This is a genomic window from Nocardioides marmorisolisilvae (assembly GCF_031656915.1).
GTDB lineage: Bacteria > Actinomycetota > Actinomycetes > Propionibacteriales > Nocardioidaceae > Marmoricola > Marmoricola terrisoli.
In genome coordinates this window covers 3,959,319-3,985,156 of record NZ_CP134227.1, presented here as the reverse complement: position 1 = coordinate 3,985,156, position 25,838 = coordinate 3,959,319, and the positions used below count along the sequence as shown (strand labels likewise).

22 protein-coding genes and 1 riboswitch are annotated in these 25,838 nt (G+C 71.9%); of the genes, 7 read left to right on the top strand and 15 right to left on the bottom strand.

Annotated features, from left to right (window positions below; genetic code table 11):
* Positions 1 to 21 precede the first annotated feature (21 nt).
* The 4 genes from Q9R13_RS19065 to ilvD form a co-directional block, all read right to left on the bottom strand.
* Positions 22 to 870, bottom strand: coding sequence for a hypothetical protein (locus Q9R13_RS19065; protein ID WP_310962754.1), 849 nt, complete (start codon positions 868 to 870; stop codon positions 22 to 24).
* A complete protein-coding gene (locus tag Q9R13_RS19060; protein WP_310962753.1) occupies positions 863 to 1,129 on the bottom strand; it encodes a hypothetical protein in 267 nt (88 codons plus the stop codon). The genes Q9R13_RS19065 and Q9R13_RS19060 overlap by 8 nt, the downstream gene beginning before the upstream one ends.
* A gap of 40 nt (positions 1,130 to 1,169) precedes the next feature.
* On the bottom strand, positions 1,170 to 1,727 hold the full coding sequence (locus tag Q9R13_RS19055) for a pyridoxamine 5'-phosphate oxidase family protein (RefSeq protein ID WP_310962752.1): 558 nt from the start codon (positions 1,725 to 1,727) through the stop codon (positions 1,170 to 1,172).
* Between the two features lie 105 nt (positions 1,728 to 1,832).
* Positions 1,833 to 3,515 carry a dihydroxy-acid dehydratase gene (gene ilvD, locus Q9R13_RS19050; RefSeq protein ID WP_310962751.1) on the bottom strand — a complete coding sequence of 561 codons (1,683 nt, stop codon included), beginning with the start codon at positions 3,513 to 3,515 and terminating at the stop codon, positions 1,833 to 1,835.
* 38 nt (positions 3,516 to 3,553) lie between these two features.
* On the opposite strand from ilvD, the gene Q9R13_RS19045 reads away from it, so the two are divergent.
* Positions 3,554 to 5,101 carry an adenylate/guanylate cyclase domain-containing protein gene (locus Q9R13_RS19045; RefSeq protein WP_310962750.1) on the top strand — a complete coding sequence of 516 codons (1,548 nt, stop codon included), beginning with the start codon at positions 3,554 to 3,556 and terminating at the stop codon, positions 5,099 to 5,101.
* 11 nt (positions 5,102 to 5,112) lie between these two features.
* Here Q9R13_RS19045 and Q9R13_RS19040 read toward each other — a convergent pair whose 3' ends face one another.
* Positions 5,113 to 6,186: a WD40/YVTN/BNR-like repeat-containing protein gene (locus Q9R13_RS19040; protein ID WP_310962749.1), complete on the bottom strand. Its 1,074-nt coding sequence runs from the start codon at positions 6,184 to 6,186 to the stop codon at positions 5,113 to 5,115.
* 51 nt (positions 6,187 to 6,237) lie between these two features.
* On the opposite strand from Q9R13_RS19040, the gene Q9R13_RS19035 reads away from it, so the two are divergent.
* The 3 genes from Q9R13_RS19035 (at position 6,238) to Q9R13_RS19025 (ending at position 8,961) form a co-directional block, all read left to right on the top strand.
* Entirely contained in the window at positions 6,238 to 6,780 is a 543-nt protein-coding gene (locus tag Q9R13_RS19035) for a PadR family transcriptional regulator (RefSeq protein ID WP_310962748.1), read from the top strand.
* A 65-nt stretch (positions 6,781 to 6,845) separates the two neighbouring features.
* Positions 6,846 to 7,784, top strand: coding sequence for an alpha/beta fold hydrolase (locus Q9R13_RS19030; RefSeq protein WP_310962747.1), 939 nt, complete (start codon positions 6,846 to 6,848; stop codon positions 7,782 to 7,784).
* A gap of 22 nt (positions 7,785 to 7,806) precedes the next feature.
* A complete protein-coding gene (locus Q9R13_RS19025; protein ID WP_310962746.1) occupies positions 7,807 to 8,961 on the top strand; it encodes a PQQ-dependent sugar dehydrogenase in 1,155 nt (384 codons plus the stop codon).
* A 34-nt stretch (positions 8,962 to 8,995) separates the two neighbouring features.
* Here Q9R13_RS19025 and Q9R13_RS19020 read toward each other — a convergent pair whose 3' ends face one another.
* The 9 genes from Q9R13_RS19020 to Q9R13_RS18980 all read right to left on the bottom strand — a co-directional run bounded on the left by Q9R13_RS19020 (position 8,996) and on the right by Q9R13_RS18980 (position 21,224).
* Positions 8,996 to 9,802, bottom strand: coding sequence for an ECF transporter S component (locus Q9R13_RS19020; protein WP_310962745.1), 807 nt, complete (start codon positions 9,800 to 9,802; stop codon positions 8,996 to 8,998).
* Positions 9,799 to 11,460, bottom strand: coding sequence for an ABC transporter ATP-binding protein (locus Q9R13_RS19015; protein WP_310962744.1), 1,662 nt, complete (start codon positions 11,458 to 11,460; stop codon positions 9,799 to 9,801). The genes Q9R13_RS19020 and Q9R13_RS19015 overlap by 4 nt, the downstream gene beginning before the upstream one ends.
* Positions 11,457 to 12,572 (bottom strand): CbiQ family ECF transporter T component, encoded by a 1,116-nt coding sequence (locus tag Q9R13_RS19010; RefSeq protein ID WP_310962743.1) that lies wholly within the window; start codon positions 12,570 to 12,572, stop codon positions 11,457 to 11,459. The genes Q9R13_RS19015 and Q9R13_RS19010 overlap by 4 nt, the downstream gene beginning before the upstream one ends.
* Before the next feature lie 22 nt (positions 12,573 to 12,594).
* On the bottom strand, positions 12,595 to 13,821 hold the full coding sequence (locus Q9R13_RS19005) for a hypothetical protein (protein ID WP_310962742.1): 1,227 nt from the start codon (positions 13,819 to 13,821) through the stop codon (positions 12,595 to 12,597).
* Positions 13,818 to 15,143, bottom strand: a complete 1,326-nt coding sequence (locus Q9R13_RS19000; protein WP_310962741.1) for a prenyltransferase/squalene oxidase repeat-containing protein — start codon at positions 15,141 to 15,143, stop codon at positions 13,818 to 13,820. Before Q9R13_RS19000 ends, Q9R13_RS19005 begins: the two co-directional genes overlap by 4 nt.
* Before the next feature lie 66 nt (positions 15,144 to 15,209).
* A riboswitch (cobalamin riboswitch) is annotated at positions 15,210 to 15,325 on the bottom strand.
* Positions 15,326 to 15,438: 113 nt separating this feature from the next.
* Complete coding sequence (gene gatB / locus Q9R13_RS18995) at positions 15,439 to 16,935, bottom strand: Asp-tRNA(Asn)/Glu-tRNA(Gln) amidotransferase subunit GatB (RefSeq protein WP_458295155.1); 1,497 nt, start codon at positions 16,933 to 16,935, stop codon at positions 15,439 to 15,441.
* Positions 16,932 to 18,422 (bottom strand): Asp-tRNA(Asn)/Glu-tRNA(Gln) amidotransferase subunit GatA, encoded by a 1,491-nt coding sequence (gene gatA, locus Q9R13_RS18990; protein WP_310965125.1) that lies wholly within the window; start codon positions 18,420 to 18,422, stop codon positions 16,932 to 16,934. The genes gatB and gatA overlap by 4 nt, the downstream gene beginning before the upstream one ends.
* A 35-nt stretch (positions 18,423 to 18,457) precedes the next feature.
* A complete protein-coding gene (gatC, locus tag Q9R13_RS18985) occupies positions 18,458 to 18,781 on the bottom strand; it encodes an Asp-tRNA(Asn)/Glu-tRNA(Gln) amidotransferase subunit GatC (protein ID WP_310962740.1) in 324 nt (107 codons plus the stop codon).
* Between the two features lie 46 nt (positions 18,782 to 18,827).
* Positions 18,828 to 21,224 (bottom strand): glycosyltransferase family 2 protein, encoded by a 2,397-nt coding sequence (locus Q9R13_RS18980; RefSeq protein ID WP_310962739.1) that lies wholly within the window; start codon positions 21,222 to 21,224, stop codon positions 18,828 to 18,830.
* A gap of 34 nt (positions 21,225 to 21,258) precedes the next feature.
* Between Q9R13_RS18980 and Q9R13_RS18975 the strand changes: the two genes are divergently transcribed.
* On the top strand, positions 21,259 to 22,278 hold the full coding sequence (locus Q9R13_RS18975; protein ID WP_310962738.1) for an SGNH/GDSL hydrolase family protein: 1,020 nt from the start codon (positions 21,259 to 21,261) through the stop codon (positions 22,276 to 22,278).
* Positions 22,279 to 22,338: 60 nt separating this feature from the next.
* Here the strand turns inward: Q9R13_RS18975 and ligA are convergent, their stop codons facing one another.
* Positions 22,339 to 24,447, bottom strand: coding sequence for an NAD-dependent DNA ligase LigA (ligA, locus tag Q9R13_RS18970; protein ID WP_310962737.1), 2,109 nt, complete (start codon positions 24,445 to 24,447; stop codon positions 22,339 to 22,341).
* A gap of 113 nt (positions 24,448 to 24,560) precedes the next feature.
* Here ligA and Q9R13_RS18965 point away from each other — a divergent pair, with 113 nt between their 5' ends.
* Positions 24,561 to 25,193 carry an alpha/beta hydrolase gene (locus Q9R13_RS18965; protein ID WP_310962736.1) on the top strand — a complete coding sequence of 211 codons (633 nt, stop codon included), beginning with the start codon at positions 24,561 to 24,563 and terminating at the stop codon, positions 25,191 to 25,193.
* Positions 25,194 to 25,312: 119 nt separating this feature from the next.
* Entirely contained in the window at positions 25,313 to 25,813 is a 501-nt protein-coding gene (locus Q9R13_RS18960) for a hypothetical protein (RefSeq protein ID WP_310962735.1), read from the top strand.
* Positions 25,814 to 25,838 lie beyond the last annotated feature (25 nt).

Here is a 25,838-nt window from a genome sequence, read left to right as displayed (position 1 = left end):
AGGACGATCGCGCGTCCGGCGTCACTGGAAGCTGACGAAGCTCACCCGTGGGCGGATGTGGAGAACCCGCTTGGCGCTCATTCGACGGACATCCTGGCGGTAGAACAGCTTGAAGCCCTCGTGGAAGATCCGCGGCCTGATGACGGCGTGGTACGTCGCCAGCTTCTGTCCGGGGGTGCCGAAGCCGTCGACGTGCTGGACCAGGGCCAGTCCCGGTCGCGGCCTGACGTGCTGGATGCCGCGAATCATGTCGGTGCGGAACTGGTGCAGCATGAACACCTTCTGCGGGAGGTGCCCGCGGATCGTGAGCGCGGAGAGCCAGGCGCTCACCCGGTTGACCTCGGCGGCCCGGACGTGGCCGATCACCGTCGCCGGGACCTGCCCCGGCCCCATCCGCCACTCCGGGTCGAGCGCCAGCCCGACCCAGGGGTCCTTCAGCGCCCACGCCCAGTGCCGCGCCTTGCTGAGGAAGTCCGAGCGTCCCGGCTGGATGTCGAGGATGACCAGCGCACCGTGACGATGGGCGGCCCGGATGTACTCGCGCACGGCGGCGCGCGGGATCGATGCGCTGAAGTCGCCGTCGGGACCCGGCGTGCCGGTGGCCACGTCGACGATCAGCTCGAAGACCGGCTGCAACCGGTGGCCCGGCGTGGCGAACGGGCGACCGGCGCGCACCAGCCGGGGCCAGATCTCGTCGGGCGGGGCGTCGCCGAGGACTCCGAGCGCACCCGTGCCCGCCGTCCCGTAGTAGGCGACGAGGACGTGGCCGTCGAACACCCTCTTCCGCCCGCCGGGGAGCGCGAGGTGCGGCGCCGGTGCTGCCTCCGCGGCCGGCATGTGCGCCAGGCCGGAGTGGACGTGCTCAGGCACCGGCGACGCGCTCGGCGAGCTGGGTGACCGGCGCGGTGACGGGACCGGAGAGTGCGTCCGTGAGCTGCCGGCGCTCGGCGTGGCGCGGGGGCTCGAGGTGGATGCCGAGTGGCCCGCGCCGGGCGTCGGTGACCCGCTCGGGGCGCGCGCCGGGGCGTGAGTGGGGGCGGGGGTCGGCGTAGGGCCAGCCGGATTCGGGCCTGCGCCGCCTCCCGAGGCCAGGTCGACGCCGGCGATCACGAGCAGCACGACGCACCACGCCGCGAACACCACCAGGATCGCGGACCAGCGTCCCTGCCTCACGGCGTCACCGGGTCGTGGTCGAACGCGGGCAGGCCGTCGATGCTGACGCGGTTCTTCTCGACCCGATAGTCGATGACGCTGGGCTTGCGCTCCATGGAGGCGATCAGCAGGTCACGCTCGCGGATGTCGCCGGCAAGCGGTACGCCGTAGCCGCACGAGTCGCTGACCCGACTGACGTCGACGACGATCACCGCACGTGCCACGGGCGTGTGCGGGAACGGGGCCGATGCCTCGCTCCAGGCGTCGTCGTACGGCGTCACCACCCGGCCGTGGCCGTGCAGCCGCAGCACCTTGGGGGTGCGGTCGAACGAGCAGAACATCAGCGTGATGCGACCGTTCTCGCGGAGGTGGGCGATGGTCTCGGCGCCGCTGGCGGTGAGGTCGAGGTAGGCGACGGTGTGCTCGTCGAGGATGGCGAGCGTCCCGTCGACGCCCTTGGGGCTGAGGTTGACGTGCCCGTCACCGGCAAGCGGCGCGGTGGCCACGAAGAAGACCCGCTGGGCCTCGACGAACTCACGAAGGCGTGCGTCGAGGCCGCCGTACACCTTGCCCATGGTGGGATTCTCTCAGGCGCTCGGCTCCGACGACGGCCGGACCCGCCGCGGTCGGCGGCTCGTGGTCAGATCGCCCGCGGGCCGGTCGACGAAGGGATGGCGTGCTCAGCCGCAGATGGCGCCGTGGGAGGCCGACTGCACCAGCTTGGCGTACTTGCCCAGGACGCCGCTGGTGAACTTGGGCGGGTTCGGCACCCAGCCCTGCCTGCGGGCGTCCAGCTCGTCGGCGTCGACGTGCAGCTCGAGGGTGCGGTTGGGGATGTCCAACGTGATCTGATCACCGTCGCGGACGAAGGCGATCGGCCCGCCCACGGTCGCCTCGGGCGCCACGTGGCCGATGCACGGCCCCGTTGTGCCGCCGGAGAAGCGGCCGTCGGTGATCAGCAGGACGTCCTTGCCCAGCCCGGCACCCTTGATCGCGCCGGTGATCGCCAGCATCTCTCGCATCCCGGGTCCGCCTGCCGGGCCCTCATAGCGGATGATCACTGCGTCGCCGGCCTTGATCTCACCGGCCGCCAGTGCGTCCAGGGCGGCCCGTTCGCGGTCGTAGACCCGCGCGGTGGCGGTGACCACCTCGGCGTCGAAGCCGGCGCTCTTGATCACCGAGCCCTCGGGCGCCAGCGTGCCCTTGAGGATGGTCAGGCCGCCGGTGCGGTGGATCGGCTCGGACAGGGAGTGGATCACACTGCCGTCGGCAGCGCGCGGCGCGAGCTCCTCGAGGTTCTCCGCGAGCGTCCTGCCGGTCACGGTCAGCGCGTCGCCGTGCATCAGGCCCGCGTCCAGCAGTGCCTTCATCACCACCGGGATGCCACCGATCCGGTCGACGTCGGTCATCACGTAGCGGCCGAAGGGCTTCATGTCGGCCAGGTGCGGGACCTTGTCGCCGATCCGGTTGAAGTCGTCGATGGTCAGGTCGACCTCGGCCTCGCGGGCGATCGCGAGCAGGTGCAGCACGGCGTTGGTCGAGCCGCCGAGCGCCATCACGACCGCGATGGCGTTCTCGAACGCGTCCAGCGTCATGATCTGTCGGGCGGTGATGCCCTGGCGCAGCATCTCCACGACGGCCTCGCCCGAGCGGTGCGCGAAGCCGTCCCGGCGCCGGTCCACCGCCGGCGGCGCCGCCGAGCCCGGCAGGCTCATCCCGAGCGCCTCGCCCACCGACGCCATCGTGTTCGCGGTGTACATCCCGCCGCAGGCGCCCTCGCCCGGACAGATCGCCCGCTCGACCCGGTCCACCTCGGCGCGGGTGATCTTCCCGGCCAGGCAGGCCCCGACCGCCTCGAAGGCATCGATGATGGTCACGTCTTTGCCGTCGACCTGGCCGGGCATCGTGGAGCCGGCGTACAGGAACACCGAGGCGAGGTCGAGCCGGGCGGCTGCCATCAACATGCCGGGCAGCGACTTGTCGCAGCCCGCGAGCAGAACCGAGCCGTCCAGGCGCTCGGCCATCATCACGGTCTCGACCGAGTCGGCGATGACCTCGCGCGAGACCAGCGAGAAGTGCATCCCGTCATGGCCCATCGAGATGCCGTCGGACACCGAGATGGTGCCGAACTCCAGCGGGTAGCCGCCGGCCGCGTGCACGCCGTTCTTGACCGCCTTGGCCAGCCGGTCCAGCGACAGGTTGCAGGGGGTGATCTCGTTCCAGCTCGACGCGACACCGATCTGCGGCTTGGTGAAGTCGTCGTCGTCCATGCCCACCGCGCGCAGCATCCCGCGGGACGCGGCCTTCTCGAGGCCGTCGGTGACCTCGCGGCTGCGAGGCTTGATGTCAGGACGTTCGCTCATGTCCAGAAGGTTAGTTGCTGCGGCGGTACCGTTCCGCCGTGACCCAGTGGTTGAGCGGCCGACCCTCGGCGCGGTCGACCGTCGCGGCCGGGCTGCGCATGCCGCGGCTGCCGAGCCTCTGGTGGGTGCGCGGGCTGCTCGCCGTGCTGCTGATCCTGGTGAACCTCAGCGGCTCGGTGATCGTCTTCTGCCTGGCGGCGCTCGTCGTCCCGATGCCGGCGATCGCACACCAGGACGGTCTGCGCGTGGAGAACCTCGTGCTGGCGGGGGTCTACGTCCTCGTCGCGATCGTGATCGGGGTGGTGCGGGGCGCGATGATCACGAGCTCCGCCACCGGCTGGCTCCGCGCCGACCGTGCTCCCGTCGACGCCGACCGACGTGCGGTGCTGCGCGCGCCCGGACGCCTTGCGGTGATGCAGGCCGCACTCTGGTGCGTGGGGGCGGCCGGCTTCGGCGCCTTCAATGCACGCGTCTCCGTGCGCCTGGGACTGCTGGTCGTGGTGATCGTGCTGCTCGCCGGCCTCGCGAACTCGGCGGTCGCCTACCTGGTCGCCGAGCGGGCGCTCCGGCCCTATGCGCGGCTGGCACTGGCCTCCGGCGTTCCGCCCCGGGTCGGCATCCGCTGGGGGGTGCGGACCCTGCTCTCGTGGGCCCTGGGGTCGGGCATCATCAGCCTGGGCATCTGCCTGGCCGGGCTGACGTCGCTGACGATCCGGGACGTCACCACAACCCGGCTCGCCCTGACCATGGTCGTCCTCGGTGGGACCGGCTTCCTCGCCGGCGGCCTCCCGATCCTGCTGGCCACCAAGGCGGGCTCGGACCCGGTCCGCTCGCTGCGCGCGGCGATCACTCAGGTCAATGATGGGAACTTCGACGCGGACGTGCCGATCTACGACGCCACCGAGCTCGGCGTGCTCCAGGCCGGCTTCAACGACATGCTGCGCGGGCTGCGCGAGCGCGAGACGATCCGCGACCTGTTCGGCCGGCACGTCGGGGACGACGTCGCCCGGTCCGCGCTGGCCAGCGGCGTCCAGCTCGGTGGCGAGGTACGTCGGGTGGGCGTGCTGTTCGTCGACATCGTCGGCTCCACCAGCCTGGCGGGCAACCGACCCCCCGACGAGGTGGTCGCGCTGCTGAACCGGTTCTTCGACGTGGTGATCGAGGTCGTCCATCGGAACGGCGGCTGGATCAACAAGTTCGAGGGCGACGCGGCGCTGGCGGTGTGGGGTGCGCCGGTGCCGATCGAGGACATGGAGACAGCCGTGCTGCGCACCGCGCGGGAGCTCGGCGTACGCCTGCAGGAGGCGGTGCCGGAGCTCCGGGCCGGCATCGGTGTCTCCGCCGGTGACGCGGTCGCCGGCAACGTCGGCGCGGCCCGGCGCTACGAGTACACCGTGATCGGTGACCCCGTGAACGAGGCCGCACGCCTCACCGACCTGGCCAAGGACGTCCCGGCCATGGTGCTCGCCAATGCCACGATGCTCGAGGCCGCACCCGACGAGGCGGCGCACTGGGAGGGCTTGGCGCCCGTCGTGGTCCGCGGACGGTCCACGGCCACCGAGATCGCCACCCCGCGTGCGGGCTGAGCACTCCCGGGTCAGATCGCCGCGGCGCGGACCACCATCACGTCGGGGAGGTTCGCGATCGCCTGGGACCAGCTCTCGCCGGTGTCGGCCGACGCCCACACCGAGCCGTTGCGTCCGCCGAAGTACAGGCCGGCCACGTCGTTGTCGTCGACCGACATCGCGTCGCGCATCACCCCGACGTAGAAGTTGTCGGGGAGTCCCTTGGCCAGCGCCTCCCAGCTGGCACCGGCATCGCGCGAGCGCCAGACCGACGCGGTGGCGTCGACCGGATAGCGCTGCCCGCTGCCCTGCAGAGGGAAGGTGAAGATCGTGTCCGGCTCATGGGGGTGCACCACCATCGCGAAGCCGAACCTGGCGGGAAGCCCGGCCTCGATCGGCTGCCACGACGCGGCGTGGTCGTCGGACCGGTAGACCCCACCGTGGTTCTGCAGGAAGAGCCGGTCCGGCGCCGACGGGTGTCGGGCGATCTTGTGCACGCATTGGCCGAACTCGGGGTACTGCTGACCCTCCGGCATGAACTCCGCCTGCACCCCGACGTTGGAGGGAGTCCAGGTCTGGCCGCCGTCCGTGGTCCGGTACGCGCCACCCGAGGAGATCGCCACCACCATGGACTGCGGGTCGGTCGGGTGCGCCAGCACGGTGTGGAAGGCCTGGCCGCCGAAGCCGGCTCCCCACTGCTCGCGGTGCGGGTGGTTCCACAGTCCCTCGAGCAGGCTGTAGGTCTCGCCCTCGTCGTCGGACCGGAAGATCGCGCCGGGCTGCGTGCCGGCGTACACCACGTTGTCCTCGGTGCCCGGGGCGAGCTGCCAGACCCGTTCGACGGAGGCATCGACCGATGCCGGGAAGTGCACGCCCTTGGTCTCCTGCCAGCTCGCGCCGAGGTCGTCGGAGCGCATCACCTGCGGTCCGGTCCAGGGCGAGGAGGCACCGACCAGGAGCCGCTTGCGGCCGGCTCGCTTGTCGACCATCACGGAGTAGACCTCCATCATGTCGAAGTGCGGGCCGGTCCAGGCCCAGTCGCGCCGGTCGGTCGAGCGACCGATCCACAGTCCCTTGCGAGTGCCGACGAGCAAGATGGTGTCCACGGTGGTCTCCCCAGTCGTTGTTCCTAAAAGGAATAGTACGCTGGAGGGGCTATGGGTCAAGAGCTTCCAGTCACCTCCTACGCGCTGCTCGGGCTGCTCACGTTCGGCGACGAGCTGACCGGCTATGAGCTCAAGCAGCGGGCCGACTCGACGCTGCGCTTCTACTGGCGGTCGCCCGCGATGAGCCAGGTGTACTCCGAGCTCGGCCGGCTGGCCGATCTGCGGCTGGTGCGCGCGTCGTCCAGCGAGCCCACGCGGTACCGGATCACCGCGGCCGGACGACGGAGGCTCGAGACATGGATGCGCACCTCCCCCGCCCGGTTCCCGGTGCTCAAGCACCCCGTCGCGCTCCGGCTGCTGATGGGCCACGTCGTCGACATCGACGAGACCATCGCCATGCTCGAGGAGTACGCCGTAGCGCTGGCCGAGCGGCGTACCCAGCTGCAGGCGGTGCGGGACTCGCTGGGCGGTCGGGACGCTCCCGGGGAGCCGTTCCGCAACCCTGCCCTCGTCGCCGACTGGGGGCTGGCGCACTACGAGAGCGAGGCCCGGATCACCGCGGAGACGATCAGCCGGCTCCGCGAGGGGCGCTGAGCCGGGCCGGTGACATCGGCCACGAATCCCGCGCAAGGACTGGGGTTTCGGGCACACTGACGCCCATGCCCCGAGCCGCCCTGAGCGTCGTACCCGATCCAGCGCCCGATGACCTCGTCCGCTTCTACGACGTCACCAGCGCCGACGGCACCCGGCTGCGCGCGTGGACGAACGACCTCGACGGCACCAGGGCGGCCTCCCCCACCACGCCCACGGTGCTGCTGTGCAACGGGCTCGGCACCAGCCCCTACACCTGGCCGGCGCTGCTGGATCCGCAGTGCGGCGTGCGCGTGATCTCCTGGAACCACCGAGGTGTCGGCGGCTCGGACTGCCCCGCGGATCCCGCTCGCTGCGGCATCGACGCCTTCGTCGAGGACGCCCTCGCCGTGATGGACGACGCTGGGATCGACGCCTGCCCGTTGATGGGCTGGTCGATGGGGGTGAACACCGCCTTCGAGCTTGCCTACCTCCACCCCGAACGCGTGACCGGGCTGTTCGCGGTCGCCGGAGTGCCCGGCGGCACGTTCTCGTCGATGCTGGCCCCGATGTTCGTTCCCCGTCCCCTGCGCCCGCTGATCACGGTGAACGCCGCGCGTGCGATGAAGCTGGCCGGCAAGCCCTTGTCGGTGGTGGCCCGCAACCTGCCGGTCGGCCCCGTCACGGGCGAGGTCATCACCCACTCGGGGTTCATGCTGCCCACCCCCGACCTCGCGATGACCCGGCGTGCGGTCAAGGAGTTCCTCACCACGCCGATCGACTGGTACATGCATCTGGCGCTCGCCACCGCCAAGCACGTGCGGGTCTCGCTGCGCAACGTCCGCGTGCCGACGACGTTCGTCGCGGGGAGGTACGACGTGCTCGCGTCCTCCGCCGACATGCGCACCGCCGCCGACCGGATCGAGGGCGCGGTGTACGTCGAGCTCAAGGGCACCCACTTCGTGGCGATGGAGCGACCGGCGGAGGTCCACGACCTGCTGCTCGACCTGCTGGACCGCGTCGGCTGACCACCTCGCCTACGCTGGACCGATGAGGTCCGCGCCGACCGTCCTCGCCGTCGCATTCCTGGTGGTCGGGCTGACCGGGTGCGGCGGCAGCACCCACCCCGGATCCACCGAGCCGCCGCGGACGGCCAGTCCCCAACCCACGCAGTCATCACCGACCACGGCCTCCACCGCGGTCGACCGGGCAGGGCCGCCTCGCATCATCGGCACGATCGCGACCGGCCTCGTCGTGCCGTGGGGCATCGCGTTCCTGCCCGACGGCTCCGCCCTGGTGACCGAGCGCGACAGCGGCCGGGTGCTGCACCTCAGCCCGCCGCACTCGGACGAACGCCACGGCCGGTGGCGGAGCGCCACCGTCGGCCACATCGGTGAGTCCGACCAACCGGGCGGGGAGGCGGGACTGCTCGGAGTTGCCGTGTCGCCGTCGTACTCCCGTGATCACCGAGTGTTCTTCTATGTCAGCAGCGACCATGACAACCGCATCCTGCGGGCGACGTACGACGGCGGACGGCTCGGCCCCCCGCGTGCCATCCTCACCGGGATCCCCCGGGGCGTGATCCACGACGGCGGACGGCTCGCGTTCGGCCCGGACGGCTACCTCTACGCGTCTACCGGCGAGACCGGTGACCGCGCCCTGGCCCAGGACCCGCACTCGCTCGGCGGGAAGATCCTGCGGATCACCCAGTCGGGTCGGCCCGCACCGGGTGACCCACACCCGGGATCATCCGTGTGGACGCTCGGGCATCGCAACGTGCAGGGTCTCGCGTGGAGCCCCGGAGGACACCTGTGGGCCTCGGAGTTCGGCGATCAGACCTGGGACGAGCTGAACCTGATCGTCAGGGGCGCGAACTACGGCTGGCCGACCGTCGAGGGGCGGAGCACGCTCAGCCGCTTCCGCAATCCGGTCGCGGTGTGGCACACCGACCAGGCCTCACCGTCCGGACTCGCCTACGACGCCGGCTCGCTGTGGCTCGGTGCGCTGCATGGCGAACGGCTGTGGCGAGTGCCCGTTCGCGGCACAAGGATCGGCGACCCGAAGGACTACTTCGTCGGCTCCTACGGCCGGATGCGCACGGTGGTGACCGCCCCGGACGGGAAGCTCTGGGTGACCACGTCCAACCGGGACGGGCGCGGAGCGCCGCGCCCCGGCGACGACCGGATCCTGCTGGTGCAGCCCTGAACCGCACTGCGGTTCGCCGCCCCCGGCGCCGACCTCAGCCCCGCGCCGGCGCCGGCGAAACCGTCACGGTGGCGCGCCGCGCGGCCCGACGCAGCGTGGTGAGCACGGCAGGGCCCAGCAGCACGATCGCCACGGCGTTGGTGACCGCCCGACCGGCGTCGAAACTCCCGGTCGAGGTCAGCAACGTGTAGACCACGAAGCGGTGGAGGTTGTCCCACAACGGCGCACCCGGCACGAACGAGAGCGAGCCGGTGTGTCCGGGGACGTCGATGCCGAGGGTGAACGGCCAGCTCGACAGGTTGAGCAGCAGCCCGTAGGCGAACGCAGCGAGCACGCCGTACAGCACCAGGACCGCGATCTCCACCCTGCCGGAGGCACGTCGCGGCAGCAGCCCAGCGGCCATCCCGACCCAGGCCGAGGCGAGCATCTGGTAGGGCAGCCACGGACCCACGCCGCCGGTGAGCAGGGCGGACGCGAACAACGACGTACACCCCAGGGCGAAGCCGAAGCCAGCGCCGAAGACCCGCCCCCCGAGGATCAGCAGGAAGAACACCAGCTCGATCCCGCCGGTGCCGGCGGAGAGTCCGCGCAGCACCGCATTGATCGCGGTGAGCACGCCGAGCAGGGCGAGCACCTTCGCGTCCATGCCGCCCTCGCTGAACTCCGCGAGCACCACCACGATCAGCACCGGGAGCAGCGCCAGGAACAGGAACGGCGGCTGGACCTCGTCGTGCGGGTGCTGCACGTGCAGCAGCAGCGGCCAGCAGAACATCATCAGCCCGGCCAGCGATGCGACGCCCAGCACGGCTGCGGACCGTGGTCGCAGGGGTACGGCGTTCACCGCGCGCCCTCGCCAGCCGGGTCCGGATCGACGGACCTGCCTGCCGATGCCTGAGCGGCGGCGACCTGGTCGACCGTCAGCCATCCGTCGCCGAGGATCTTGTGCACCTGCGGTGCGAAGGCCGGCGACTCGGCCACGACCCGCTCGGTCGGGCCCGAGGAGACCACCTCGCCATCGGCCAGCACGACCACCCGGTCGGCGACCTCGGCGACGAACTCGACGTCGTGGGTGGCCAGGACGACGGCACGACCGTCGCCGGCGAGCTGGCGCAGGATCTCGGCCAGCGCACGCTTTCCGGGATAGTCCAGCCCGCGGGTGGGCTCGTCGAGCGCGACGACCGCAGGCTCGCCGACCAGGACGATCGCGAGGACCAGCGCGAGCCGCTGCCCCTCGGAGAGGTCACGCGGATGCGACGCAGGATCGACTCCCGGGGCCAGCCGTTCCAGCAGCCTGCGGGACGCGCCGGGCGCCCCCGCGGAGCGGTCGGCAGCGGCACACTCCTGCGCGACCGACTCCAGGTAGAGCAGGTCGGCCGCGGTCTGCGGGACCAGCCCGACCAGGCCGTTGCGGGTCGCCGCGGACACCTTGGCGGTGTCGCGGCCCTGCACCAACACACGGCCGCCGTCCCGCCGTCCGCTGCCCTGGAGCGCCCACAACAACGATGACTTGCCGGATCCGTTGCGGCCCATCAGCGCCGTCACGGTCCCGCCGGTCAGGTCGACGTCCACCCCCGCGACCGCCACCCGAGCGCCGTACCTCACCCGCACGCCACGCGCGGCGAGCACGCTCGGTGCGCCGTCCCCTGCTGCACATTCACGCCGCCTCGGCGGGTTCTCCTTGCAAAGCTGCGCCGCCTCGGCGGAGTGGCGGGCGGCACGGCGCGCGTCCCGGACCGACAGCGGCAGGGGGTCCCAGCCGAGCCGTCGGCCCAGCTCGACGATCGGTGGCGCGACCGGGGAGTCGGCGAGGACCGCGGCCGGTGGGCCGGTCTGCAGGGTGCCGGTCCCGGTGAGCAGCGCCATCCGGTCGGCGAACGGCACCACCCTCTCCAGCCGGTGCTCGGCGAGGACCACGCTCAGCCCGACGTCGTGCACCAGGCGGGTCAGGGTGGCCAGCACCTCCTCCGCGGCTGTGGGGTCCAGTGCGGAGGTCGGTTCGTCGAGGACCAGCAGCCGCGGGTGCATGGTGAGCACCGAGCCGACCGCCACCCGCTGCTGCTGGCCGCCGGACAGCGTCCGCAGGTCCCGCCCGCGCAGGTCGACGATGCCGAGCAGGTCGAGGGTCTCCTCCACTCGGCGTCGCATGGTGGCCTGGTCGAGGCCCAGCTGCTCCATCCCGTAGGCGAGCTCCTCCTCGACCGTGTCGGTGACGAAGCCGCTGGACGGGTCCTGGCCGACGTACCCGACGAGGTGGGCGCGCTCGCGCGGCGGCCGGTGCGCCACGCTCTCGCCGTCGAGGAGGACGTCTCCGCTGAGCCGGCCACCGGTGAAGGCCGGGACGAGCCCGTTGAAGACGCCGAGCAGGGTCGACTTGCCCACCCCGGTGCGCCCCGCGACCACGACCAGCTCGCCTTCGTCCACGCTCAGGTCGACATCGCGCAGCACGGTGGTGCCGTCGTACCCGACGGTGACCCCGCGCAGCTCGACCAGTGGCGTCATGCCGCCACGTCCTCGACGGGCGCGGACCCGAGTGTCCCGACGGAGTCGCGATTGCCCAGCGCCGGAGGGGGCGCGACCACCGCCGGCAGCAGCCCGACGAGTACGACGCACAGCGCCGCAACCGTGACCGACGGCCAGCCGGTGACGTCCGGCTCCAGCAACAGGGGATCGCGACCGAGCACGTGGATGCCGATCGCCACCGCGATCCCGGAGGCCGCCACCGCCAGCTCGGGCAGGCGCCAGTGATCGGCCCGGTAGCGGGTCCGGCGGACCCGGCTGCCCGCCGAGATGAACCCTCCGGCCGCGAGCAGCAGCCCGGCCGCCATCATCGGCGTCGACAGCCACCGTGGCGCAGTCTGGTCCAGCAGTGCGTAGGTGCCGACGCAGATGCCCACCAGCCCGGCCAGCATCAGCGTGCCCGTCCACCACCGTCGACCGCGCCCCAGGCCGCCCGACCGGCCGTAGCCGCGCGCGTCCATCCCGGCGGCCAGCGCGATCGACCGCTCCAGCGCATCCTCGAGAACGGGGATCACCACGCCGCGGAACCGGCGCAATCGGCCGCCCTCGGCACCGCGCAGCCGGCGAGCGGCACGGACCCGGCGAAGGCTGTCGGCCAGCTGGGGCAGCAGCGCCACCGCCACCACCACCGAGGTGCCGATCTCGTAGAGCGCGGGCGGCATCGACTTGAGCAGCCGCTTGGGGTTCGCGAGCGCGTTGGCCGCCCCGATACAGATCACCAGAGCGGCCAGCCGCAGCCCGTCGTACAGGCCGGCGAGCAGCGACTCGCGGGTGAGCGGCCCGAGCAGCCGGATGCCCGCGACCCAGTGCGGCAGCGGGATCGCAGGCAGATCGAGGAGCACGTGACCGTCGTACCCGCTGCCGAGCAGGATCCGGAAGCCGACCCGGATCAGCACGATCACCACGCCAAGGCCCAGATAGAGCCGGAAGGACAGCGACCAGCTGTGGTCCGAGCGGCGCATCGCGACCACGAGTCCGGCCACCGCCACCACCAGCAACAGCAGGAATGGGTTGGTGGTCAGGGTCGCGGCGACGGCAAGCCCCAGCGCCCAGATCCACCAGGCGCCCGGGTGCAGGTCCCTCCGGCTGCTCACCGTCGTCGCCGCTCCCCCGCCGTCAGCCCTGCGTCATTCGGCGCCGCCACACGGCGGCACCGGCGCCGCCGCCCAGCACCACGATGACGACCACCGGTACCCACCACGGGGTGCCTCCGGGGTCCTGGTTCTCCGACGACGACGCCGGCGCCGCGACCGGGGTCGCACTGGCGGAGGGCGCCGCCCGAGTGGGCAGGCCGGTCGGGCCGACCCGCGGCGGCGCCGGCTTCTTGCCTCCCTGCCAGGACAGCGCCACCACGTCGCCGTTCGCGACCTTCAGCTGCTTGGCACCCTTGGATGCGTAGCCCCACTTCCTGCCCTGGGCCACGTAGAGGGACCAATAGGCGTCGGCGGGCGGCATCGAGGCGCAGGACGCCTTCGCAGGCAGGCCGTCGACCCGACAGATCCCGCCGGCGAACTTGCTGAGCTCGGTCAGCCTCACTCCGGCCTTGCCGAAGGCGTCCCACGCGACGTGGGCGCCCTGAGCGCACCCGAGCAGCACCCCGCCTCCGAGCTGGTGGAAGTCGACCACGACATCAACGCCGCTGCCCGTGCAGGCGGACCCGTGGGGGCTGATCGCACGCGCGACGACGGGTGCTGCGGCCGAGAGGCGCCGGGGCCGCTTGCTCGCCGTCGTGGACGGGCTGGCGGACGGGCTGGGAGACGCGGTCGCGGCGGTCGAGGACTCCGTGGGAGCGGGGCTCGTGGTCCGGTCGGACGGGTGCGCGTCGTGGTGGCGTGGCGCGCTGCTCGCGGTCGGAGCCGGCGCCGGACTCGGGGTCGGTGACGCCGTACGTCGGGCCGCGGGAGCCGTGTGCGGGTTGGTATGGCTGGCGGTGCTCTGCCAGGCGAACGCCACCGTGTCGCCATCGTGCATCGTGATCGAGTCGACGCCGACCGAGCTGTAGCTCCACCCCGAGCCATTCGAGGAGAACAGCCCCCAGTAGGCGTCGGTGGGTGGCATGTCCGCGCACGACGCCGAGGATGGCTGGTGCTCGACCCGGCACACGGCGCCCGGGTAGCGCTGCACCCGGTCGAGCGGGATGCCCAGGTCGTGATAGACCGCGGAGGCGGACTTCCCGTCGCCGCCGGGGTCGCAGTACTTCTGCAGCCCTCCGCCGAGCGCACCGAAGTCGACCACCGCGTTCACCCCCGCGCCGGTGCAGTAGCCCGACGCGGCGTTCGCGGCCGGAGGCGCGATGCCGAGCGCCGCGACCACCAGCGCCAGTACGCCGATCCAGCGACTCATCGGGTCACTCGCAGTGACGCTCGAGCCTCTCGTCCGTCGGAGTCGACGACCGTCACAGCGCGGTGTCGCTTCCCGGCCGGCACCTTGACCTTCACCGTGGTCCGTCCACGCACGCCGACCGACGCGGCCTTGCGGTGCTTACCGATCCGCACACAGACCATGGAGTACGGCGCCGCGTGCCGGACGTGGACCCGGACCCGCCTGCCCGCGCGGACGCGGGTCTTCGCGGGGGCGACGCTGATGTCCTTGGACGCACGAGGCAGCAGGGTGAGCCCGATCAGCGCCTGGGTCGTGGTCCGCCGCCACTGGTCCCGAGTGGCCACGGTGATGCCCGCCTTGAGACCCGCTCGCATCGTCGACGTGTCATAGGCGACCGCTCCACGGCTCGCGCTGAGCCTGGTGTGGCAACCAGCAGCATCTCGGACCTGGTGCTTGCGCAACCACACAGCGCCTCGGTGCGCTGCGGCGCCACTGCCGAGGGCCCACGTGGCCAGCCCGGTGCTGTTGGCGTTCGCCGCTGTGGTCGAGGTCCCGCCGCCCCAGGCACCACTGGTCTTCTGCTTGCGCTTCAGCCAGGCCTGGGCCTTGTCGATCGCGGAGCTGACCGCGGCGCTCCGGTGGCCCATGCCCTGCAGCTGGATCACGACGTACGACGTGGCGTCGGTGTCCGGGGCCGCACCGCGACCAGTGCAGGTCTGCGTCGCGCTCGCCTTGTCCTTGTTGAAGTCCAGCGTGAAGTATCCGGCCGCGCACTGCTGCCCGAGGAGGAACCGGCGCACCGGCCCGGCATCGGCCGAGTGCGCATCCGTGAGCGCCCGCGCGGCGAGGGCCTGGCCGAGAACGTTGGCGTCGCCGAAGGAGTCGTTCTGGTCCTGCATCCTGCCCCGGATCGGCGCATCCTGCGCGACCTCGCTCTCGAGCAACGCGATGAGGTCGGTACCGCCGTACGAGTGCGGGTCCAGACCGGCGACCTGCGCAAGGACAGCTGCCTTTGCCACCGAGCCCGCGTAGGTCGTGGTCACTCCACCGTAGGTGGACCTGTACCACTTCGTAGCGGCCTGCGGGGCGAGCGCCTTGGCGATGGTGAGCGCCTGCTTGTGCCGACCGAGCGTCGCGAGCTCCAGTCCGCTGTCCGCGGTCAGGCCGTAGTCATCGAAGTCGTACTGGGCGTTGTGCATCAGGTGCCCGCTGTTGAGCTGGCCATAGAGCCAGGTAGCGCCCTGGCGTGCCGGAACCGGATCGTGGCCGGCCGCCTCGGCAGGGCCGGCGAGTCCGGCGGCGACGACGACCGCGGTGATCGCCGCGATCAGGGGCTTTCGCATGGGGGGTCCTTCCCGCTGCACAGCGGTGACCCGGGGACGGCCCCCGCTGCTTTTCCTCGACAGCGATCGATGAGGACGCGTGAGGCGGGTGCTCCGGCTCGCCGTCATCATCGACGGCCTACGGTTGCGGGTCAGCGCCGGACTTCGACCGGCTTCCCCCAACCCCACACGTGGTTGGTTGTGTGGCGGTCACGCTACCAGTGGTCCTCCCGCGGCAGGGTGCCGCGTTCGCGGTGCGAGCCGGTGCCAGCCGGTGCCAGCCGGTGACACCGGAAACGCGGCGCACGAGCCAGGGTCAGGTGAGCCGCTCGAGGACCAGCTCGCGGACCCGGCCGGCGTCGGCCTGCCCACGCATGTCCTTCATCACCGCGCCGATCAGCGCGCCGGCGGCCGCCACCTTGCCGTCGCGGATCTTCTGCGCGACGTCGGGGTTGGCCCCGATCGCGCGATCGACCGCCGCAGTCAGGGCACCGTCGTCGGAGACGATCGCCAGTCCACGCCGCTCGACGATCTCGGTCGGGGACCCCTCCCCGGCGTACAGGCCCTCGAAGACCTGCCGGGCGAGCTTGTCGTTGATGTCGCCGCGGTCGATCAGCTCCTGGACCGAGACGACGTCGGCCGGGGTGACGCCCAGTGCGGCGATGTCGGCGCCGGTCTCGTTGGCGCGGCGGGCCATCTCGCTGAGCCACCACTTCCGGGCGACCTGGGGAGACGCACCTGCCTCGATGGTCTCCTCGACCAGGCCCAGCGCGCCGGCACCGACGGTGTCGCGCATCTCGAGGTCGGAGAAGCCCCAGGCGGCCTGGAGCCGGTTGCGGCGCTCGCGTGGGTGCTCCGGAAGCGACTGGCGCAGTGCCCGCAGCCACTCCGCGTCCGGAGCGACCGGCACCAGGTCAGGCTCGGGGAAGTAGCGGTAGTCGTCCGCGTCGGACTTCTCGCGTCCGGCGATGGTGATGCCTGCGTCCTCCTGCCAGTGTCGGGTCTCCTGCAGGATCTTCTGGCCCGACTCGAGCACCGCGGCCTGACGACGGATCTCATAGGTCACCGCGCGCTCGACGGAGCGCAGCGAGTTGACGTTCTTGGTCTCCGTGCGGGTGCCGAGCTCCCCCGACCCGCGAGGAGCCAACGACAGGTTCACGTCGGCGCGGATCGAGCCCTGGTCCATCCGGGCGTCGGAGACCCCGAGCGCGACAATCAGCTCGCGCAGCTGCGCGACGTACGCCTTGGCGACCTCGGCGGCGTGCTCGCGGGTGCCCAGGATCGGCCGGGTGACGATCTCGATGAGCGGGATGCCGGCGCGGTTGTAGTCGACCAGCGAGTGGTCCGCGCCCTGGAGGCGACCGGTGGCACCGCCGACGTGCAGCGACTTGCCGGTGTCCTCCTCCATGTGTGCCCGCTCGATCTGCACCCTGACGATCTCCCCGTCGGAGAGCTCGACGTCCATCCAGCCGTCGAAGGCGATCGGCTCGTCGTACTGCGAGGTCTGGAAGTTCTTCGGCATGTCCGGGTAGAAGTAGTTCTTCCGGGCGAAGCGGCACCACTCGGCGATCGAGCAGTTCAGTGCCATCCCGATCCGGATCGCGGACTCCACAGCGGTGCGGTTGACCACCGGCATCGACCCGGGCAGGCCCAGGCAGGTGGGGCACGTCTGGGTGTTGGGCTCGGCGCCGAACTCCGTGGGGCAGCCGCAGAACATCTTCGTCGCGGTGTTCAGCTCGACGTGGACCTCCAGGCCCATGGCCGGGTCGTACCTCTCGAGCGCCTCGTCGAGGGTGAGCAGGGCGTCGGTCACGATGCGGCTCCTTCCAGGGCCGGGGCCCGGTCGAGCAGCGGTCCGCCCCACTGCGCCTGCAGCAATGCCTCGGCCGCGGCGCCGACGCGGTAGACCCGGTCGTCGGCCAGCGCCGGCGCGAGGACCTGCAGGCCGACCGGCAGGCCGTCCTCGGGCGCGAGCCCGGCCGGCACCGAGATCCCCGGGACGCCGGCCAGGTTGGCCGGGATGGTGGCGATGTCGTTGAGGTACATCGCGAGCGGGTCGTCGAGCTTCTCCCCGATGGGGAACGCGGTCGTCGGCGCCGTCGGCGACACCAGGACGTCGGCCTTCTCGAAGGCCGCGTCGAAGTCCCGGCTGATCAGCGTGCGGACCTTCTGCGCCTGCCCGTAGTACGCGTCGTAGTAGCCGCTGGACAGCGCATAGGTGCCCAGGATGATCCGCCGCTTGACCTCGGCGCCGAAGCCCGCATCGCGCGTTGCCCTCATCACCTGCTCGGCACTGGGTGCGTCCACGCCGTCGGGCAGCACCCGCAGCCCGTAGCGCATCGCATCGAACCGGGCCAGGTTCGACGACGCCTCGGCCGGCAGGATCAGGTAGTAGGCCGCCAGCGCGTGCACGAAGTGGGGGCAGGAGACCTCGACGACCTCAGCACCGGCGCCCACGAGCAGTTGCACCGCCTCGTCGAATCGCTGTCGCACGCCGGCCTGGTAGCCGTCCCCGGAGAGCTCGCGCACCACACCGACGCGGACCCCGGTCAGATCGCCCGAGGCACCACGGCGGGCCGCCGCGACCAGCGGCGGGAGCGGCTGGTCGATGCTGGTGGAGTCACGGGGGTCGTGGCCGCCGATCACCTCGTGCAGCAGGGCGCTGTCGAGCACCGTCCGGGTGACCGGGCCAGCCTGGTCGAGCGAGTTGGCGAGGGCCACCAGCCCGTAGCGGCTCACCCCGCCGTACGTCGGCTTCACGCCGACCGTTCCCGTGACCGCTCCGGGCTGGCGGATCGAGCCCCCGGTGTCGGTGCCGATCGCCAGCGGTGCCTCGAACGCGGCCACCGCTGCCGCGGAGCCACCGCCCGAGCCGCCCGGGATCCGATCGAGGTCCCACGGGTTGTGGGTCGGTCCGTAGGCGGAGTGCTCGGTGGAGGAGCCCATCGCGAACTCGTCCATGTTGGTCTTTCCGAGGATCGGCAGCCCTGCGGCGCGCAGCCGCGTCACCACGGTGGCGTCGTACGGCGGCACCCAGCCCTCGAGGATCCGCGACCCGCACGTGGTCGGCACGCCCTCGGTGGTGACCAGATCCTTCACCGCGATCAGGACGCCGTCGAGCGGCGAGGCCGGCTCGCCGCGGGAACGGCGTGCGTCCGACTCGGCCGCCTGGGCCAGGGCACCGTCGGAGTCGACGTGCAGGAACGCGTGCACCGCCGGGTCCACCTCGGCGATCCGGTCGAGGTGGGCCTGCGTCAGGGCAACGCTGGTGACCTCGCCGGCCGCCAGCGCAGCGGCCATCTCGGCCGCGGTCGACCGCGTGCTCACTGCTGTGGTCACTGCTCCTCCCCGAGGATCCGCGGGACCGAGAATCGCTGTTGGTCCTGCTCGGGTGCACCGGAGAGTGCCTGATCGGCGGTCAGGGACGGCTGCACGACGTCGTCGCGGAAGACGTTGGTCAGCGGGATGGCATGCGACGTCGGCGGGATGTCCTCGGCCGCGACGGTGCTGATCGAGGCGACCGACTCGAGGATCACCGCCAGCTGCGGCGCCAGCTGGTCCAGCTCGTCGTCGTCGAGCTCGATCCGGGCGAGGTCGGCGAGATGGCGCACCTCGGCACGGGTGATCACGTCGTCGGGCTCAGCGCGTCGCTCAGACATGCGGCCAATCCTAGGGTGCCGGGATCGGCCGGCCGGCGGCTGCCCGTCAGCGAACGGACCGGGGGCTGTGGGTCGGCCTCCGGGTCGGCGTCGCGGCCTGGGTCGGCCTGCTGGTCGGCTTCGCGGTCGGCGTCGCGGCCTGGGTGGGCTTGCTGGTCGGCTTCGCGGTCGGCGTCGCGGCCTGCGTCGGCCGGCTGCTCGGTCGGCCGGTCGAAGACGCAGCTCGGGTGGGCCGGGGCGTAGAGCTGGTGCGCGCCCGGTTCGTCACGGCCGCGCGCGTGGGCGAGGCCGCCGCGGTGGTCAGGACGGAGGAGGGTGCGAGCGGGACGGGCGTGGGGTGCTGCGTTCCCGGCACCGGACTCGGGGTGGGGGTGCGGTGCGGCGCACGCGGGTGGGCCCGCCCGGGATGGTCCGGCACTGCCTCGTGCGCGAGCCCTGAGACCGGCGGTCCCCCGACCGGATTGGCCAGCACCACGAGGGCGGCCACCGCGACGGCCGCGACGAGCACCGGGCCGAGGCCCCAACGACGAACCCCTGGACGAACCCGGGTCCAGGACAACCGGGCATCCCGGCGGCGACGGCGCAGCTCGGGGGTGAGGTCGGCCCGGACGGCGGCCAGTGAGTTGGCCGGCGCGGCGGCGTACCCCACCGCCTGGACCAGGAGCAGCACCGCGACCGCGGCACCACCCAGGCGGCCACCCACCGCGCCGATCGTGCCCAGCGCCACGCCCACAAGGCACACCAGCGCGAGCGCGGTCTCGATCAGGTTGCCACGCAGCGCATCACGCCAACCGACGTCGCCACGGGTCTTCGGGGTACGCAGGAAGGCGCCCTCCCGTGCGACCAGGCCGCGCACGGAGGCGAAGGCCACACACCAGCCGAGGCTGAGCCAGAGCAGGAACGCACCGAAGGCGTCACGCCAGCGGGTGGCCCCGGTACGACGCAGCAGCGCGACCGAACGCAGCGGACCGAGCAGCACCAGTCCGACGACGCAGAACAACAGCGGACCGGACAGCTGTCGCAGGGCAGCGCCGTGGCCGAGCGCAGTGCTGACCGCGCCGACCAGCAGGAAGGCGGTGAACACCAGGCTGGCCAGATCCCCGAACCACTGCAGGCCGCCGACCAGGTAGGCCCAGCGTTGGGACATGCTGAGTCGGTTCTCGCCGCGGCCCCACGGCAGCAATGAGCGCCAGTGCATGCGCAGGATCTGCACCCCACCGAAGCACCAGCGGAACCGCTGCCGCTTGAGCGCCTCGAAGGTCAGCGGCATGATGCCGGCGCCGAAGGACTCAGGCACGTGTGTGCCGTTCCAGCCCGCCCGCAGCAGCCGCAGGCTGAGCTCGGCGTCCTCGGTGATGCACCATTCGTCCCAGGCGCCGACCTCGATGAGTGCCGATCGACGGATCAGACCCATCGTTCCGCCGAAGATGGCGCCGTTGCGCTCGTTGCGCGAGCGCTGGGAGACCTCGAAGAAGTAGGCGTAGGAGTAGTAGAGCCGGCGGAAGTACGGGTCGGTCTGCCAGTCTCGGTAGTCCTGGGGCGACTGCATGAAAGCCAGCCGATCGTCGGCGAACAACGGCGCGCAGCGGGCCAGGAAGTCCGGCTGCACCTGGTAGTCGGCGTCGACGACGCCGATCACCTCGGCGCGCGGGTCGGTGATCGTGAGCCCGTAGTTCAGCGCGCCCGACTTATAGCCCGGCCAGTCGTCCAGGTGGACGAACCTCAGACGCCGGTGGCCCTCGCAGAACGCCTCGACCGGACGCCACAGCGCCTCGTCGTCGGTGTTGTTGTCAAGCAGCAGCACCTCGTAGTCGTCGTAGTCCAAGTCCAGTAGCGACTGCAGGGTGGCGATCACCAGGTCGGGCGGCTCATTGTGGGTGGGGACGTGCAGGCTCACGAACGGCCCGGCGTCTCGGCCCGGCGCCTCTGCCCCGTCGATGGCGAGCTCCTCCACGCGAGCCTCGGCCCGCTGGGTGCGCCGCCAGTCCCAGCGCGCCAACACGTCCACCAGCTCCCAGACATAGCCGAGGGCGAGCACGTAGACGAACAGCTCCAGCAGCCACAGCAGCCAGCCCCCGACCGCGACCGCGATGGAGTGCGGCGTCACCACGAGCCAGTGGGCGACGTACACCAGATAGGCCGCGCCGACAGCGATCGTCAGCGACCACACCGCGAGGCCCCGCAACGTCCAGGGCGCAGCCGCCGGCACGTTGACGAGGACGGCAACCGCGAGCACCACCGCAACGGCGACGCTCCGGGTCGGAGTCGCCTCCGCCGCGAGCCCGATGATCAGCGCCACCAGCGCGGTGCCTACCGCGAGCAGCGCGCCGCGCAACGAGGCCGATATCCGCGGCTGGCCGGCGTGCCCGGCGAGGAGGGCGACTGTGGCGGGGACCGCCAGCACAAGGGCGGTGAGGAGCAGCTGGGCGAGGAAGGCTGACAACCGGGTCTCCGAGAACCTGCGGGTGAACGACCCGATGATGATAGGCGCCGCCCGGGATCGCGAGCATCCCGACGACGCCAACCCGGCCGGCCACCACCCGGTCATCACCCGGGCGGTGCGCGCACGTGTCCTAGTGTCGACCTCGATCGCCGTCGACCGAGAGGACAGGGTGGGCGCACACATCCGGGCACGCCGTCCGAGCGCGCTGCTGCTCGCCGCGATGATGCTGCTGGCCGGTTGTGGGAGCAGCCCTCCTGCCAGCCGGCACGACGCCCCGCGGCTTGCGTCCTATGTCGCCCTCGGGGACTCCTATACGGCCGCGCCGCTGGTGCCGCGAACCAACCTGGACAACGGCTGCCTGCGGTCCACGCACAACTACCCCTCCCTCGTGGCCCGGGACCTGGACGTCGCCGACTTCGCCGACCGCAGCTGCAGCGGCGCCAGCACCACCGACCTCACCTCCGCACAGCGCGCAGGAGTGCCGCCCCAGCTCGACGCCCTGAACCGGCGTACCGACCTGGTGACCGTGGGCATCGGCGGCAACGACTTCCACGTCTTCGGCACGATCGTCGACGGCTGCACCCGGGACCGCGCCGCGGATCCGGCCGGGGCCCCGTGCCGCGCGCAGATGCGGGCGTCGGGAAGCGACCGGCTCCTCGCCGTGATGCCCCGGATCACCGCCGCCGTCACCTCCGCGCTCGCCGAGATCCGTCGACGCGCACCGCAGGCGAAGGTCGTCGTGGTCGGCTACCCGCAGATCGTGCCTCGCTCGGCGCCCCCTGCGGGCGCCTGTCCGCAGCTGCCGCTCGCCCGTGGGGACTTCAGCTACGCCTATGGGGTCAACCGTGCGCTGGACGCTGCCGTCCGGGCAGCGGCGACCGCAACCGGCAGCACTTGGGTCGACATCTGGTCCGCGAGCCGGGGCCACGACATCTGCTCACCGCATCCATGGATCAACGGCTCGGTGACCCAGCCCGACCGCGCTGCGGCCTATCACCCGTTCGGTGTGGAGCAGCGGGCCGTGGCACGGCTGGTCGAGCGGGCCGTCTCCTAACGACCACCCGCCCCCCGCAGCCCGCCCAAGACCGACGGTGCGCGTCGTTGCCCGAGTTGCTCACTCGCCGCTCGGGCCATGCTCGAGCAGGTCCTCGAAGGCCGCCTCGTCGAGGATCGGCACTCCGAGCTGATCGGCCTTCTCCGCCTTGGAGCCCGGGCTCTCCCCGACGACGACGTAGTCGGTCTTCTTCGACACCGAGCCGGAGGCCTTCCCGCCCCGCGCGATGATCGCCTCCTTGACCGAGTCGCGGGTGAACCGCTGCAGCGAGCCGGTCACCACCAGGGTGAGTCCCTCCAGGGTGCGCGGCAAGGACTCGGGCCGCTCGTCCGCCATGCGTACGCCGGCGGCGGCCCACCGGTCGACGATCGCCCGGTGCCAGTCGACGGTGAACCACTCGATGACCGCCTCGGCGATCGTCGGGCCCACCCCCTCCGCAGCGGCGAGCTGCTCGCGGCTCGCGGACCGGATCGCGTTCATCGAGCCGAACTCGGCGGCCAGCGCTCGCGCCGCGGTCGGGCCTACGTGTCGGATCGACAGCGCCACCAGCACCCGCCACAGGGGCTGGTCGCAGGCGGTGTGGAGGTTGTCCAGGAGCTTGTGGCCGTTGGCGGTCAACGCTCTCGTACCGTCCGCACTGAGGGGGACCCCGTCCTCGCCCTTCTTCGCGGCACGGGTGAACAGCGGCGTGCGGAGCAGCTTGTCGGCATCGAGGTCGAAGACGTCGCCCTCGTTGGTGATCACGCCCGACTCCAGCAGCGCGACCGCGGCCTCGTAGCCGAGCCCTTCGATGTCGAAGGCCCCGCGGGAGGCCACGTGGAAGACCCGCTCGCGGACCTGCGCGGGGCAGTGCTCGTGATCGGGGCAGCGCAGGTCCTTGTCGCCCTCGCGCTCCTGGACCAGCGTGGTGCCGCAGGCCGGGCACACCGTCGGCATCTCCCACTCCGGCAGACCCTCGGGACGCAGCCCGAGCACCGGCCCGACGATCTCGGGGATCACGTCACCCGCCTTGCGGAGGATCACCGTGTCCCCCGGCCGGACGTCCTTGCGGCGGACCTCGTGAGCGTTGTGCAGGGTGGCCATCTCGACCGTGGAGCCGGCGACCTTCGTCGGCTCCATCCGGCCGAATGGGGTGACGCGGCCGGTCCGACCGGTGTTGACCTCGATCGCCAGTAGCCGGGCGTTGACCTCCTCGGGCGGGTACTTGTACGCGATCGCCCAGCGCGGCGCCCGCGAGGTGGAGCCGAGGCGCCGCTGCAGCGCGACGTCGTCCACCTTCACCACGACGCCGTCGATCTCATGCTCGACGTCGTGGCGGTGCTCGCCGTAGTGCGCGATGTAGTCCCTCACCCCGGCCAGGTCCGGCACCACCCGGACCCTGTCGGAGGTGGGCAGGCCCCAGGCGCGCAGGGCGTCGTACGCATGCGACTGGGCGGTGGGCTCGAAGCCCACCCGGGCCCCGATGCCGTGGCACACCATGTCCAGCGCCCGGGTCGCGGTGACCCGCGGGTCCTTCTGCCGCAGCGATCCGGCCGCGGCGTTGCGCGGATTGGCGAAGACCGGCTTGCCGGCGTCGGCCATCGACTCGTTGAGACGCTCGAAGGCCAGCACCGGCAAGAACACCTCGCCGCGGACCTCGATCCGCTCGGGAACAGGGAACTCGTCGGTGCCGGTCAGGCGGTGCGGGATCGAGTCGATCGTCCGCACGTTGGGGGTGACATCCTCACCGGTGCGCCCGTCGCCGCGAGTGAGGGCACGCACCAGGCGGCCGTCCTCGTAGAGGATGTTGATGGCCAGGCCGTCGACCTTGAGCTCGCAGAGGTACGACGGGTCGGTGACCCCGTCGCGCGCCAGCCGCGCCACCCAGGACTCGACCTCTTCGAAGGTGAACGCGTTGTCGAGGCTCTCCATCCGCTCCAGGTGGTCGACAGCGGTGAACAGCGTGGAGACCGCGCCGCCGACCTTCTGGGTCGGCGAGTCCGGGGTGCGCAGCTCGGGGAAGGACTCCTCGAGCTCCTCGAGACGTCGCATCGCCCGGTCGAACTCCGCGTCCGACATCGTCGGGTCGTCCAGCACGTAGTAGCGCCAGCGCGCATCCTCGACCTTCTCGGCGAGCTCGCGGTGCTCTTGGAGGTGCGCATCCTGCGCGTCATCGATCGCTTCTGCCACGGCTCCATCCTGCCCGCTCCCACCCCCCGTGGCTCAACCAGCGAGCCGGCCACGGTCACGCAATCCACCGGGCCGGTCGGCTCCGAACCTGCAGGACACGGGAGGATCCAGTCATGCGCACGCTGTTCACCATGCGACCCGACCGGACCGGCACCGCGGCCGACGGGGTCGTGCTGATGCTGCACGGGGGCGCTGAGCACGGTCGGGGCGAGGTCGACTCGCGCTCGCGCGCGCTGTGGCGGACCCGGCTGATGGCCCGTCAGATCGAGGATCAGGTCACCACGGCCGGACATGCGCTGGTGGTGCTCCGCTTCTCCGTCCGGGGGTGGAACGGCGCCGAGGCGTCCCCGGTCGCCGACGCCCGCTGGGCCCTGGAGGAGCTGCGTGGACGGTACGGCGAGGTGCCCGTCGTACTCGTGGGGCACTCGATGGGCGCCCGCACCGCCCTCCATGCGGCGGACGACCCCGGTGTGGTCGGGGTCGTCGGCCTGGCCCCGTGGTTCCCCGTCGACGAAGACCTCGCCCCGCTGACCGGACGGCATCTCGTGGCTGCACACGGCCATCTGGACCGGATCACCAGCGCCCGCGCCACGCGAGCGGTGGTCGGACGGGCAGAGACGGTCGCCGCCTCGTCCCGGTTCATCGACATGGGTGCGGTGGGTCACTACATGCTCGCGCGGATGCGCGCCTGGAACGATGTGGCCGCACAGCAGTCCCTTGCCCTGCTGGCCAAGGCCCGGGCCTGAGCGACTCGGTCACGGCCGGCCAGAGACCCCGCAGTGGCGGGGCTCACGTCGCCGAAGAGGAACCCCGGCGCCCGCGCGAACGTCAGTCAGTGCGAAAGGTCCTCGACCCGGAAGCCGTCATGCCCGACACCAGCCAGATCGACCGTCCCGACGTCACCGACTCCCACGTCACCGACTCCGAAGGCACCAGTCCCGCCCGCGCCCGCCGGGCCCCGCGGCTCGGCATCAGCCCGGCCCAGGTCGTCGCAGGAGCGACGGCTGCCGTTGTCGCGACCGCCATCGCCGCTTCCTTCGGCCTGACCGGCACCGCGATCGGAGCCGGCCTCGCGAGCGTGATCGCCACCGTGGTGAGCGCCACATCCCACCACTCGCTGCGACGCTGGCCCCGGACCGCAGCCGTCGCGCTGGTGGCCCTCGCGGTGGCGGTCGTCGGGCTCACCGGCGTCCAGCATGTCTTCCACGGGCACCCGCCCGCAGCGCTGGATCTCGCCCATCCGGTGCACGCGGCGCTCGACCGGTTGAGCAGCCTCGGCACGGACGTGGCGCGGGACACGGCGCACGACCTCGCCAGGTCGGTGGCGCAGTTCGCCGCGCAGCGCGGCGGCACCCCGGGCCACTGATCCTCGCGGCGGGGGAATGGATTTC

Coding starts and splice junctions, on each gene's coding strand:
- Q9R13_RS18975 (WP_310962738.1), top strand. CDS start 21,259: ATGATGATAGGCGCCGCCCGGGATCGCGAGCATCCCGACGACGCCAAC.
- gatC (WP_310962740.1), bottom strand. CDS start 18,781: ATGTCTGAGCGACGCGCTGAGCCCGACGACGTGATCACCCGTGCCGAG.
- Q9R13_RS19035 (WP_310962748.1), top strand. CDS start 6,238: ATGGGTCAAGAGCTTCCAGTCACCTCCTACGCGCTGCTCGGGCTGCTC.
- Q9R13_RS19055 (WP_310962752.1), bottom strand. CDS start 1,727: ATGGGCAAGGTGTACGGCGGCCTCGACGCACGCCTTCGTGAGTTCGTC.
- Q9R13_RS19030 (WP_310962747.1), top strand. CDS start 6,846: ATGCCCCGAGCCGCCCTGAGCGTCGTACCCGATCCAGCGCCCGATGAC.
- gatA (WP_310965125.1), bottom strand. CDS start 18,422: ATGGCCGCTGCGCTGGCGGCCGGCGAGGTCACCAGCGTTGCCCTGACG.
- Q9R13_RS18965 (WP_310962736.1), top strand. CDS start 24,561: ATGCGCACGCTGTTCACCATGCGACCCGACCGGACCGGCACCGCGGCC.
- Q9R13_RS19005 (WP_310962742.1), bottom strand. CDS start 13,821: ATGAGTCGCTGGATCGGCGTACTGGCGCTGGTGGTCGCGGCGCTCGGC.
- Q9R13_RS19000 (WP_310962741.1), bottom strand. CDS start 15,143: ATGCGAAAGCCCCTGATCGCGGCGATCACCGCGGTCGTCGTCGCCGCC.
- ilvD (WP_310962751.1), bottom strand. CDS start 3,515: ATGAGCGAACGTCCTGACATCAAGCCTCGCAGCCGCGAGGTCACCGAC.
- Q9R13_RS19015 (WP_310962744.1), bottom strand. CDS start 11,460: ATGACGCCACTGGTCGAGCTGCGCGGGGTCACCGTCGGGTACGACGGC.
- Q9R13_RS18960 (WP_310962735.1), top strand. CDS start 25,313: ATGCCCGACACCAGCCAGATCGACCGTCCCGACGTCACCGACTCCCAC.
- Q9R13_RS19025 (WP_310962746.1), top strand. CDS start 7,807: ATGAGGTCCGCGCCGACCGTCCTCGCCGTCGCATTCCTGGTGGTCGGG.